This is a genomic window from Pseudoduganella sp. R-31, assembly GCF_049913235.1.
In the GTDB taxonomy this organism is placed as follows: domain Bacteria; phylum Pseudomonadota; class Gammaproteobacteria; order Burkholderiales; family Burkholderiaceae_D; genus Rugamonas.
The window spans coordinates 1,662,361-1,674,362 of record NZ_CP183986.1 but is presented as its reverse complement, the minus strand read 5'-3'; the positions used below and the strand labels follow the sequence as shown (position 1 = coordinate 1,674,362).

The 12,002-nt window shown below is 61.8% G+C and carries 14 protein-coding genes; 10 read left to right on the top strand and 4 right to left on the bottom strand.

The genetic code is table 11. The annotated features are described in order from the left end of the window. Nucleotides 1-16 precede the first annotated feature (16 nt). Together ACN9MY_RS07770 and ACN9MY_RS07765 are read left to right on the top strand one after the other, a co-directional pair. Nucleotides 17-328, top strand: coding sequence for a hypothetical protein (locus ACN9MY_RS07770; RefSeq protein ID WP_426337096.1), 312 nt, complete (start codon nt 17-19; stop codon nt 326-328). Nucleotides 329-411: 83 nt separating this feature from the next. After that, nucleotides 412-792 carry a hypothetical protein gene (locus ACN9MY_RS07765; RefSeq protein ID WP_426337095.1) on the top strand — a complete coding sequence of 127 codons (381 nt, stop codon included), beginning with the start codon at nt 412-414 and terminating at the stop codon, nt 790-792. Between the two features lie 6 nt (nt 793-798). Here the strand turns inward: ACN9MY_RS07765 and ACN9MY_RS07760 are convergent, their stop codons facing one another. Both ACN9MY_RS07760 and ACN9MY_RS07755 read right to left on the bottom strand, forming a co-directional pair. Then, a complete protein-coding gene (locus tag ACN9MY_RS07760; RefSeq protein WP_426169287.1) occupies nt 799-1,266 on the bottom strand; it encodes a hypothetical protein in 468 nt (155 codons plus the stop codon). Between the two features lie 62 nt (nt 1,267-1,328). After that, on the bottom strand, nt 1,329-2,402 hold the full coding sequence (locus ACN9MY_RS07755) for a porin (RefSeq protein ID WP_426169284.1): 1,074 nt from the start codon (nt 2,400-2,402) through the stop codon (nt 1,329-1,331). Between the two features lie 356 nt (nt 2,403-2,758). Here ACN9MY_RS07755 and ACN9MY_RS07750 point away from each other — a divergent pair, with 356 nt between their 5' ends. From ACN9MY_RS07750 to ggt, 8 genes are all read left to right on the top strand, one after another. After that, nucleotides 2,759-3,709: a MerR family transcriptional regulator gene (locus ACN9MY_RS07750; RefSeq protein ID WP_426337094.1), complete on the top strand. Its 951-nt coding sequence runs from the start codon at nt 2,759-2,761 to the stop codon at nt 3,707-3,709. A gap of 50 nt (nt 3,710-3,759) precedes the next feature. Next, nucleotides 3,760-4,803, top strand: coding sequence for a signal recognition particle-docking protein FtsY (ftsY, locus tag ACN9MY_RS07745; protein ID WP_426169280.1), 1,044 nt, complete (start codon nt 3,760-3,762; stop codon nt 4,801-4,803). 9 nt (nt 4,804-4,812) lie between these two features. After that, nucleotides 4,813-5,472, top strand: coding sequence for a cell division ATP-binding protein FtsE (locus tag ACN9MY_RS07740; protein WP_426169278.1), 660 nt, complete (start codon nt 4,813-4,815; stop codon nt 5,470-5,472). Then, nucleotides 5,469-6,383 (top strand): permease-like cell division protein FtsX, encoded by a 915-nt coding sequence (ftsX, locus tag ACN9MY_RS07735; protein ID WP_426169275.1) that lies wholly within the window; start codon nt 5,469-5,471, stop codon nt 6,381-6,383. Before ACN9MY_RS07740 ends, ftsX begins: the two co-directional genes overlap by 4 nt. A gap of 245 nt (nt 6,384-6,628) precedes the next feature. Then, the gene (rpoH, locus tag ACN9MY_RS07730) at nt 6,629-7,519 is read left to right on the top strand and encodes an RNA polymerase sigma factor RpoH (RefSeq protein WP_426337093.1); all 891 of its coding nucleotides are present in this window, start codon (nt 6,629-6,631) and stop codon (nt 7,517-7,519) included. A gap of 192 nt (nt 7,520-7,711) precedes the next feature. Further along, a complete protein-coding gene (locus ACN9MY_RS07725) occupies nt 7,712-8,287 on the top strand; it encodes a PEP-CTERM sorting domain-containing protein (protein WP_426337092.1) in 576 nt (191 codons plus the stop codon). Between the two features lie 138 nt (nt 8,288-8,425). Then, complete coding sequence (locus ACN9MY_RS07720; protein ID WP_426169269.1) at nt 8,426-8,872, top strand: hypothetical protein; 447 nt, start codon at nt 8,426-8,428, stop codon at nt 8,870-8,872. A gap of 6 nt (nt 8,873-8,878) precedes the next feature. Continuing rightward, nucleotides 8,879-10,645, top strand: coding sequence for a gamma-glutamyltransferase (ggt, locus tag ACN9MY_RS07715; protein ID WP_426337091.1), 1,767 nt, complete (start codon nt 8,879-8,881; stop codon nt 10,643-10,645). Here the strand turns inward: ggt and ACN9MY_RS07710 are convergent, their stop codons facing one another. Both ACN9MY_RS07710 and ACN9MY_RS07705 read right to left on the bottom strand, forming a co-directional pair. Then, complete coding sequence (locus ACN9MY_RS07710; RefSeq protein WP_426169265.1) at nt 10,646-10,990, bottom strand: antibiotic biosynthesis monooxygenase family protein; 345 nt, start codon at nt 10,988-10,990, stop codon at nt 10,646-10,648. Further along, on the bottom strand, nt 10,987-11,967 hold the full coding sequence (locus tag ACN9MY_RS07705; protein WP_426337090.1) for a cytochrome P450: 981 nt from the start codon (nt 11,965-11,967) through the stop codon (nt 10,987-10,989). The genes ACN9MY_RS07710 and ACN9MY_RS07705 overlap by 4 nt, the downstream gene beginning before the upstream one ends. Between the last annotated feature and the right edge of the window lie 35 nt (nt 11,968-12,002).

Below are 12,002 nucleotides of genomic sequence, written 5' to 3'. Positions count from 1 at the left end.
ACGCACGCGAAGGCGTATGATGAACGAACCAATTCGCTGGTTGCTAATTGAAGGAATCGCCGCCCTGTTTGGAGCAGGCGGGCTCTACCTGCTCGTAGGCCTATGTTTCAAGATCGCCGGAAGCACTAATCCGTTCGCTTGGCGCGAAGCTTTTGACCCGCTGGGTTGGCTTTACGGGGCTATCGTGATTGACATTCAATCCATCGTTCGGTTGATGAGCACAAGCGATATTCATCCTGCCTTGACAGCAGGCTGCATCGCTACAGCAGTGTTTTGCTGCGTGTTACTAACCTCCGCAATGCATCTCCGTGGGAGCAAAACTGGCTAGACGCCGACAATGGCATTGAAATCTTTTGCAGGGATATTGGCGGCACTCACGCTTGTTATGGGATATTTCGCGAGAGGAACGATATGATAAGCAAATCATGCAATGACCCATCCAGCAAGATTGGTCAACAGAATGATGTTTTGGTGCTCGAAATCGATCCGGCCATGCTTCGCAAGCAGGATTCACAAATGGAGCTCGTGGAAAGTGCACTCACCGCTGGCCGCAAAGTACTTCTGCAACCAGTCATTCAGTCGCGATACTTACCTGAAACCCCGCACTCCCCCCCGTTAGTCCTGCAAACTATATTTGCTACCGGTATTGGCGTGTTCTTCTCCGGCGTATCGGCAATAATTGCCCCAGACTCCTGGCCCAGCTTTATTGTTGCAGCGATAGTGGGCATGATCGTCGGCACATTCATTGCAAAGTGGGACGCGCAGCGCAACACAGAAAGCTACCCGTTTTAGTTCCCCTTAACGCTTTGGCGCGGGGCAGGCCTTGCAGGCCTTGGCAGTGCGGCTGAAGTCGCGCACTTTTGACAGCACCATTGGCTGCGACTGGTCGTCGCAATAGCCGCCATCGAGGGTCAGGGTTTCGCCATTGGGCGAGAACTTGCCGCTGATAGTGCGTTCTTCTTCCCCTTCCTGCACGGTGAAGTACATCATCTTGCCGCGCGGGTCGACATTCACGTCGGTCGCCACCAGGGGCCAGCTCAAGCCCCCTGCCGTGTACTCGTAGATCACAGTATCGACCTCGGCAAAGCGCTGCAGCGTGATGCGCTGGCCGCCATATTCACCGCTGCCTTCATGCACGCACAGGTCGGAATAGACCACCATGCCGTAGCGCGGCAGGCCGCCAGCCTTGTTGGCCGCCAGCGCAGCCGGCAAGACAGTCACTGAAGCGAGCAGCAGTGCGCTGCCGATACGATGGGAAGTTTTCATGTCAGCATTGTAAAAAAAAACGGCTGCGCGAGGCAGCCGTTTTTGACCAGGAACAGGCTGGATTAGAAGGTGTGACGGATGCCTACGTTGTAAGCGGAGTCACCGGAGCCGGATTCAGCGTTGTTACCAACGGTGAAGGAAGCGCCGTTCTTGTTCTTGATCTTGCCGTACGACATGTAGGTGGTGGTGCGTGGGGACAGCTTGTGCAGGTAGCCGATTGCGTACTGGTTAGCATCGCGGTTGGCAACTTCACGGTCATCCGCGCGGGCCACGGAAGCCACCAGGGAGCCGGCTGCCGACACAGGAACGGTCGCGCCCAGCAGGTAGTTGCGGCTGTCGGTCGAAGGAGCCACTGCAGCTGCGGTGTAAGCAGTGCCGTTCGGGTATGCAACGCTGTTCAGGCCCTTGTTGGCGTTGAACATGGCGAAGGCTTTCACAACTTTGAAGTCGTAGTTCACCGCCAGCAGGGTGTTGTGGCCAATGTCACGACCGGTCACGACGTTGTTGGCAACGGTGTCGTTGTTGCGGTTGTTGTAAGCCAGGCGGCCTTCGAAGTCGCCGTTCTTGTAGCCGATCGACGCGCCCAGTTGACGGCCGGTCGAGGATTCCTTCTGTTCGCCGGCAGCGTAGAACACTTCAGCGGTGATGCCCATCATGTCTGGGGACTTGTAGTACACCGAGTTGCTGTTACGTACGTTGATGCCGTTTGCTGGGAAGATGTTCTTGGCCGAACCGGACAGGCCAGCCTGGAACGGATCGCCAACTTGTACGAAGGCGTTGTACCAAGGGGTGTACTGGCGGCCCAGGGTCAGGGTACCAGCCGATTTCGACACCAGGCCTACGTATGCCTGGCGCTGGAATACGGAACCGGACACGTCGGATTCACCGGTGTCGCCTTTGATGCCGCCTTCCAGCAGGAACACTGCGGACAGGCCGCCACCCAGGTCTTCGGTGCCTTTGAAGCCGATGCGCGATGCATTGGCGACGCCGGAGGACACTTTGGTCACGTTACCGTTCTTGCCACCGTGTTCGGACACGATGCCGGCATCCATGATACCGAAGATGGTTACGTTCGACTGGGCGTAGGCGCTGCCCGATACTGCGAGGATTGCGAGGGAAATCAGGGTCTTCTTCATGATGTGCTTCTTCCTTTTCTTTGTTATCAATCACCAGGGCTCTTCGGCGCTGATCGCCCGCCATTTTATATGATCTCAATATTTCCTGCTATTCACGTAGTAATACGTATTGCAAGATGGCGCCTTTTGCCACAGCAACCGAACAAAATTTATGCAAGCTTCAACATTTTTGTTCAGGACATATTTCACAATTCCGATGCTTTTCGAGGCTAAACTGAGAGCATCATGGTTGTGTCATGGACAAGCGGTTTGAACCCCAGTTTCATAGTGAAACTAGCCTGCACCGCATGCAACTTTGTGCCAGACTTCGGCGTTAGAATGCAGGTCGCGTATCAATCTGGGGGCGCTGTCGGCGAATGAAAACGAGTGCGGTTTCTGTAACAATTCCATCCACGATCAGTGACGTGGAACGGGACACCGGTCTGGCAAAGGAAACTTTGCGCGTCTGGGAACGCCGTTACGATTTCCCCCGCCCTGAACGCGATACGTTCGGGGAGCGAGTCTATCCAAGCGAACAGGTAATTAAATTGAGATTGATCAAGAGATTGATTGATCTTGGCTATCGTCCGGGCAAGGTCATCGGCTATTCGGCCGATGAATTGCAGGCCCTGGCACAAAAAAGCGCCTCCAGCCTGCGCGATGAGACCAGCTTGCCCCATCCCGAGCTGCAATCCTACCTGGAGCTCTGCAAAACCCATCAAATGGAAGCATTCCGCCGCAAACTGACGCAGGCGATGCTCGTCATGGGCTTGAAGAATTTTGTCGTCAACCTGGTTGCGCCGCTGTCCACCTTGGTGGGCGAAGCCTGGGCTTGCGGGCAGTTTGCAGTATTTGAAGAGCATTTATATGCAGAATCGGTGCAGATCGTGCTGCGCAGCGCCGTCTTCTCGGTGCCGCAAGTCAACCACAGCAGCGGAGCGCCGCGCCCGCGCGTCCTGCTGACCACCCTGCCCCAGGAGCGCCACGGCCTGGGCTTGCTGATGGCCGAGGCCATGTTCGCCGCCGAGGGAGCGCATTGCATTCCGCTAGGCGTTCAGACCCCGCTGCCGGACATCGTTGAAGGCGCGCGCGCCATGCAAGCCGACATCGTGGCCCTGTCCTTTTCCGCCACCATGAACCCGCGGCACGTCAACGACAGCCTGCGCGAATTGCGGGCCCGCATGCCGGAACAGGCGGAGATCTGGGCCGGCGGCACCAACCCGGCCTTGCGCAAACGCCCGCCAAGCCATGTGACGGTATGTGGACTGGGCGATATCGGCCCGGCGGTCGCGGAATGGCGGCAGCGCCAACGGCAGGCCCTCAGCTAGCCTCTGGTAGAATACGCGGTTCGATTGAAGGACCCTCTGCCAACCTGTCCATGTTCAGTTTTTTCAAGAAGAAACCGGTCGCGCCGGAAGCCGCGCCGGCCGCCACGCCTGCGGCCCCTGCTCCTGCCGCGCCAGCCAGCGCCGAGACTGCGGCGCCGCTGGCGTTCGAAGTCGACACTGCCGCCAAGCCGGAGCCCAGGCAAGGCTGGATGAGCCGCCTGAAGGCTGGCTTGTCGAAGACCTCCGCCAACCTGTCCATCCTGTTCGTCGGCGCCAAGATCGACGAAGACCTGTATGACGAGCTGGAAGCGGCGCTGCTGATGTCCGATGCCGGCGTCGAAGCCACCCAATACCTGCTTGACGCGCTCAAGCGCAAAGTCAAGGAAGAGAAGCTGCTGGACGCCGCCCAGGTCAAGGAGGCGCTCAAGCAGCTGATGACCAGCCTGCTCCAGCCGCTGCAAAAGCCATTCGAACTGGGCCGCCACCAGCCGCTGGTGATGATGATTTCCGGCGTCAACGGCGCCGGCAAGACCACCACCATCGGCAAGCTGGCCAAGCATATGCAAGCCCACGGCCAATCGGTACTGTTGGCTGCCGGCGACACTTTCCGTGCCGCAGCGCGCGAACAGCTGATGGTGTGGGGCCAACGCAACAATGTGACCGTGATTTCCCAGGAATCGGGCGACCCGGCGGCCGTGTCCTTCGACGCGGTGCAGTCCGGCAAGGCGCGCGGCACCAACGTCGTGATGATCGACACGGCCGGCCGCCTGCCGACCCAGCTCCACCTGATGGAAGAGCTGAAGAAGGTCAAGCGAGTGATCGGCAAAGGCATGGAAGGGGCGCCGCACGAAACCCTGCTGGTCATCGACGGCAATACCGGCCAGAATGCCCTGGCCCAGGTGAAGGCTTTCGACGATGCGCTGCAATTGTCGGGCTTGATCATTACCAAGCTCGACGGCACTGCGAAAGGCGGCATCCTGGCCGCCATCGCCCGCGTACGCCCGGTTCCGGTGTACTTCATCGGCATCGGCGAAAAGATTGAAGACCTGCAGCCGTTCAATGCGGCTGAATTTGTTGAAGCACTGCTCGCATAAGCGGCCTACATGATCGAATTCCAGCACGTCAGCAAACAGTATTCTCCCGACGGTGTCGCGCTGCGCGACATTTCCTTCACCATTGCCAAGGGCGAGCTGGTCTACCTTGCCGGCCCTTCCGGCGCCGGCAAGTCGACCCTGCTGAAGATGATTGCCGCCATGGAGCGCCCGACCTCGGGCAAGGTGCTGGTGAACGGCCAGGACATCGGCGCCCTGAAGCGCGCCGGCATTCCCTTCCTGCGCCGCAACCTGGGCCTGATCTTCCAGGAGCAACGCCTGCTGAACGACCGTTCGGTGCTGGCCAATGTCATGATGCCGCTGCTGGTGACCGGTTCGCCGCGCGCCGCCGCCGAGCAGCGTGCCCGGGCCGCCCTCGACAAGGTAGGCTTGCTGGACCGCGCCGACGGCCAGCCGCTGGCCCTGTCCGGCGGCGAGCAGCAGCGCGTGTCGATCGCACGCGCCATCGTCAACCGCCCGCAAATCATCCTGGCCGACGAGCCGACCGCCAACCTGGACCGCGCCAGCGCCAACCGGGTGATCGATGCGCTGCATGCCTTCCACTCGGTCGGCGTGACTTGCCTGATTTCCTCGCACGATGAACAGATCCTGGACGCCGCGGCACGCGTGATCCATCTCGAACGTGGCGAACTGATGAGGGAAGCCGCATGAGCACCTGGCTGCGCCACCACCTGTTCGCCCTCGGCTCTGCACTGGTGCACGTGCGCCGGGCGCCAGGTTCTTTCCTGTTCAATATCCTGGTGGTCGCGATTGCGCTGGCCCTGCCCTTCATGGGCGTGACCTTGCTCGACAATGTACGGCCGATGTCGGAGCAGATGGCGGTCGAGCCTGAACTCAGCGTCTTCATCAAGGCCGACACGCCGCGCGAACAGGCCACCGGGCTGGCCTCCTCGCTGCGCAACATTGCACCGACGGCCAAGATCATCTTCACTTCGCGCGAAAAAGCGCTGGAACAGCTCAATGCCAAGAGCGGCTTGTCCGACGTGGTCGCCACCCTGGGCGAGAATCCGCTGCCGGACAGCTACGTGGTGAAGCTGAACGCCTTCCAGGACGCGGCCGAAGGCAGCAAGATCGACAGCATCGCCGACCAGATGCGCGCCCTGCCGGGCGTGGAATCGGTGCAAGTCGATTCGGCCTGGGTAAAACGGCTGGCTGCCCTGCTGGGCGTGCTGCGCCTGGCCCTGCTCCTGCTGGCCGCCACGCTGGCCACAGTGGTGGTGGCGGTAGTGTTCAATACCATACGCCTGCAAGTGATGACCCAGCGCGAAGAAATCCTGGTGTCCAAGCTGATCGGCGCCAGCGACAGTTTCATCCACCGCCCCTTCTATTACACCGGCGCCCTGCTCGGCCTGTGTGCCGGCGGCGTGGCCCTGGGCGGCGTGGCGCTGGCCCTGCAGCCCCTCAACCGGGCCATTGCAGAGTTTGCAAGACTGTACGCCTCCGAATTCCAGCTGGCTCCGCTCGATCCCCTGGGCACGGCCGGCCTGCTGGCCCTGTCCGCCGGCCTCGGCCTGATCGGCGCCCTGCTTTGCGTCCAGCGTCATCTTTCCAGGCTAAATTGAAAGTGCGTACCCGCACGGAGCCGCGCCCCTGCCCGCCTTATCCTGACTTTGATCCAACGCAAGGAATAGCGCTTTGCCGATAGTGTTTTTGCTATCAGAGCCATAAAATCCCAGCAATTGGCACTCACCAAGGGAGAGTGCTAATATATGTTCAGAACGGCATGATAGAGGTTAAGAATCATTTAAGTTCTGTCGTGCATGCTGGTAACTCTGAAAAGCATTCCCTTCAAGCGAGGATAGACAAGATGACCGCAACAAACGCACTGGCACCTGCCGGCAGCAACGCGCTGACCCTTGGCTTCAGCGGGAGCCTGGGCAACCTGGACGCTTATATCTCGGCTGTCAATCGCCTGCCCATGCTGACCCATGAGGAAGAAGTGGCGCTGGGCAAGAGCCTGAAGGAAAAGAACGATATCAAGGCCGCGGAAACGCTGGTGACTTCTCACCTGCGCCTGGTGGTGTCGATCGCGCGCGGCTACCTGGGCTATGGCCTGCCGCACGGCGACCTGATCCAGGAAGGCAATATCGGCCTGATGAAGGCAGTCAAGCGCTTCGACCCCGACCAGGGCGTGCGCCTGGTGTCCTATGCCATGCACTGGATCAAGGCTGAAATCCACGAATACATCTTGAAGAACTGGCGCCTTGTCAAAGTGGCCACCACCAAGGCCCAGCGCAAGCTGTTCTTCAACCTGCGCAGCCACAAGCAGGGGCTCGACGCCATGTCGCCGGCGCAAATCGACGAACTGGCCAGGACCCTGGACGTGAAGCGCGAGGACGTGATCGAGATGGAAACCCGCCTGAGCGGCCGTGACATCGCGCTGGAAGCGCCGTCCGACGACGAAGACGACAAGTTTTCGCCCATCGCCTACCTGTCCTCCGACAATATGGAGCCGACCAAGGTGCTGGAAGCGGAACAGGTGGTGCGCCTGCAGTCCGAAGGCCTGGAAACCGCCCTGTCCAAGCTCGACGCCCGTTCGCGCCGCATCGTCGAGGCACGCTGGCTGGCCAACGACGATGGTTCGGGCGCCACGCTGCATACGCTGGCGGAAGAGTTCGGCGTGTCGGCCGAGCGCATCCGCCAGATCGAAGCGGCTGCGCTGAAGAAAATGAAGGGTGCGCTGGCCGCCTACATGTAAGCCTGCACCCTCCGGCAAAAGCACCGATTCCGCAAGGGTCGGTGCTTTTTTACTTTTGGGCAAGCTTCTTAATGTCGGGAATTTTTACATTCCACATCGCAACTATCGCTAAGCCCTTGATATGGCTGAGTTTGAATTCCTGGCATAGCGATTGCTTAGTAACTCTCAAGCACACTCACTGAGGAGTTACCCATGTTCAAGAAGCTTGCATTGACCGCAATTTGCGCCCTGACAGCCAGCTTGGCCGTTGCAGGCCCGACCAAAGACGGACAAACCTACGGCAATCCACTGGCATTGACGGTTGATTCGGTAATCAGTGCTGGCTGGAATCCTGACGGTGAATCGGTTTGGACCTTTGCCGACTGGATTCACGTAAAAGACCTGGAGGTCCTGTACGTGACGGTGAGCGTCGACACCACCTTCGACTTTGGCATTACGCCGCCAAATGGCGGCAGCGTCCAGGATTTCGACTTCGACCTCTTCCTCGACAACGTTGGGGTGGCCAAGACCCTCCCCAAGCCCAGCAGCTATTCCGCTTACTGGGACGAAGTTTCCCTGACGGCGGGCGTCGTCCACACCTTCAAGCTCAATTCGCTGAACGTGCACGACAACAATACCAATGTCGAATTCAAAGTCATGGCCAACAGCGCCAATGCGCCGACCGACCCGGGCCTTCCCCCGCAAGAGGTTCCGGAACCCGCTTCCTTGGCACTGCTTGGCGTCGGCCTGATGGGCTTGGGGGTAGCCCGCCGCCGCCGCACACAATAAGTTGTGAAAACCAACTATAAAAACTGGCGCCCTCCGGGGCGCTTTTTTTTCGGCACGACCATACTGTTGAGTGGACTCAACAGTGCAACACGATAGTTTGTAATTTGCTAAGCTGTTCCCAGGCCAGAGGAGAACATCATGCAAGCTAGACTGATCTGTCTGGGCATGGCGGGCCTGGTCCTCGCCATTGCCGCCGCCTGCGGCTCGACCCGCAGCACTGCCGAGGATGCAGCCAGCCGCCCGGCACCACGCACCAGCGCCAGCTACGTCCTGGCACAAGGGGAAATCGTCAAGCTGGCCCCTGCAGTCACGCTCAAGCTCGAGCGTGTCAATGACAGCCGCTGTAAAAAAGGCGCAGTCTGCGTCTGGGCTGGATACATCAGCTACAGCTTCGTGCTGAGCGACCAGCAAGGCAGCTCCAGCTTCGTGCTGGCGGACGCCATGCCGGGGGCCAGCAAGACCGTGACGCTTAATGGGCTGACCTTCACGCTGCTGGGGATGGAGCCGGCAGAACCGCCGTCGCTGAAGGCACCGGCGCCGGATTATCGGGTAAGCTTGCGGGTAAATATTTCCCAGCCAACATAGCTGCCCATGACGCCACATGCCCTGCCCCGACGACTGACGTCCACCATCATCCTTGCGCTGGCGTTCAGCGCCCCGGCCTGGGCCAAGACCCCGGTTGCCAGCGGCACCGGCGGCGCCGTGGCGACCATCAGCGAGCCGGCCTCGCAGGCCGCGCTGGCGATCCTCGACAAAGGCGGCAACGCGGTCGATGCGGCAGTGGCGGCGGCGGCCACGCTGGGCGTGACCGACCCGTTCAGCTGTGGCGTGGGCGGCGGCGGCTTCATGGTGATTTACCTGGCCAGGGAAAACCGCGTCATCACGCTCGACCATCGCGAGGTGGCGCCGGCATCGTTCCAGTCCAACGCTTTCGCGCCGGATGGCAAGGCGATGGATTTCGAGACCGCGGTCGCCAGCGGCATGGCCGTTGGCGTGCCGGGCACGGTGCGCGGCTGGCATGATGCGCTGGACCGCTACGGCACCATGTCGTTCAAACAGGTGCTGGCCCCGGCCATCAAGGTGGCCCAGGATGGCTTCCGGCTGAACGCCAATTTCGTGGCGCTGGTCACGGAAAATGAGAAGAAGTTCGCGCTGTTCCCTGACACCGCGGCGCGCTATATGCGGGACGGCAAGGCACTGCCGGCCGGCACCCTGCTGCGCAATCCCGACCTGGCCAAGACCTACCGCCTGCTGTCCGCCGGCGGCGTGAAAGCCTTCTATTCGGGCAAGCTGGCGCAGGCGATTGTCGACACGGTCAACCGTCCGCCGGTCGCCGCCGGCGTTTCGGTGCGCGCGGGCCGGATGTCGCTGGCCGACCTGGCCAATTACGAAGCGCGCTGGCGCCAGCCGGTGCGCAGCACTTACCGCGGCTATGAGTTGGTCGGCATGCCCCTGCCAAGCAGCGGCGGCGTGACGATTGCCGAAGCGCTCAATATCCTGGAAGGCTTCGACCTGAAATCCATGCCGCGCGAAAAAGCCGAACACCTGTACATGGAAGCGGCGCGCCTGGCCTTCGCCGACCGCAATGCCTACCTGGCCGATCCCGAATATGTGGACACGCCGGTGGCGGGCCTGGTCAGCAAGGAATATGCGGCACGCCGCCGTGAGCTGATCGACCCTGCCCAGGCCCGATACCACGCGCAGCCTGGCGATCCCTACCTGTTCCAGCAGGACCCAAGCGTGCCGCTGCGGCCGGCCGCTGCGGCCAAGGCCAGGCTGCTGTCGGAAAGCGCGCACACCACCCACCTGGCCGTGTCGGACAAGGACGGCAATATCGTCGCCTACACCTTCACCATCGAATCATGGGGCGGCAGCGGCATCACGGTGCCGGGCTATGGCTTCATCCTGAACAACGAGATGACGGACTTCGATTTCACCGGCCCGCATCCGAACGTGCCGGAAGCCGGCAAGCGCCCGCGCAGCAGCATGTCGCCCACCATCGCCTTCCGCAACGGCAAGCCGGCGTTCACCATCGGCAGCCCGGGCGGCGCCACCATCGTGACCACGGTGCTGCAGACCATGTTCAACCATATCGACCTGGGCATGGACATGCCCGCCGCACTGAACGCGCCGCGCATCTCCGAGCGCAACGGCCAGGCCACGTCCGTCGAGCCGGGATTTGCCGGCAGCGCGCAAGCCCGGGCGCTGGAGCGTTTCGGCCAGCGCTGGGATGCCTCGGCCGAGGAGATCGGCGCCGCCAACGCCATCGTCTTCAATCCCGATGGCACGGTGACCGCAGTCAGCGAAGGCAAGCGCCACGGTGCCGGCAGTGCGCTGGTGCAGAAACGCGGGCACTGATCAACCGTGCCGTTCGCGGCTGTCGGCCGGCGCTTCCGCGCGCTCATTGAGGCCGTAGTCGCGCACCACGTGGGCGATGCGCAGGCGGTAATCGGCAAACAGCCTTTCGCGCCCCGCCTGCTGGGCAGCGCGATGCGCTTCCACGCGGCGCCATTCCTGCACCGCTTCCTCATCGCGGAAGAAGGAGAGCGACAGCATCTTCCCCGGGTTGGCCAGGCTTTGGAAGCGCTCGACGCTGATGAAGCCGTCGATCTGCTCCAGCGTTGGCTTCAGCCGCGCTGCGATGTCCAGGTAAGCGTCCTTGCGGCCTTCGGCCGGGGTGACTTCAAAAATCACTGCAATCATTGGTGGAATTCCGGTATGCGCGCGTTGAGCGATGCGCGGTAAGTCCAGCTTAGCTGCGGCAGCGGCTTGCTGCGCAGCGCTTCGATACAGCCGGCAGCGATTTGCTGCGCCAGTTGCTGGCCGGGGCAGGCGTGGCGGCCATGGCCAAAGCCGCGCCCTGCGTCGCCGAGCAAGACCAGTATCGCCTGCCCCGCCTCGACTGTCACGCCGCCGACCTGGCAGCGCTCCGCGGCGAAACGCCGCGTGTTGACAATGGGCGGATCGCTTTGCATCACTTGCGCCAGCAGCGCGTCGGCGTCGTCGCCTGGCGCGCCCTGCTGGAGCGCAACCATGCTGTTGCCCAGCAGCCCTGCCGTCGCTTCATAGGTTTGCGAAAGCAGGCCAACCAGGTTGGCGATGATGGCGTGGTCATCCCGCCAGCCGGCAGCGGCGGCTTCCTGTGCGACGGTTGCGGCCAGCGATCCTTCCGGCGCCGCTTGCAGCAACTCGCGCATGGCGGCCAGCAGGCGCAGGCTCGCCGCGTGCGCCTGTTCGACCTGCTCCGCACTACTCAATGGCGACAGGCAGGCCACGAAGTCGCCCATCCAGCGCGCCACCGCAGGCAACTGGGCGGCGGCGAAGCCAAGCAGGCTGGCGACTGTGCTGACAGGCGCTTCGAATGCCCAGTCGCCGATCGGGCGGCCCTCGGCCAGCAGGCGCTCCGCCACCGACTGCGCGCGCTGCCGCGCCAGCTCCCCGCTCGCGGCCAGGGCCAGCGCGCGCTGCAGCGCCAACTTGGGCGCGGCGTGGCGTTCGCCATCGTTCATGCGCACCAGTGCGCCGAACACCTCGCCGGCGCTGCCGCCGGCTATCGCGGCCGGCACAGGTTCGGCCGGCGGCCGCACGCGCAGCATGGTGTGGCTGAGCACCTCTTCCACCAGCGCGGCGCCGGCCGCGACCCACAAGCCGCGCCCCGCATCCCATTCCAGGTTCTGCATTTCATTCCTCCGGCAACGTTCAAGAAATTGCAGTA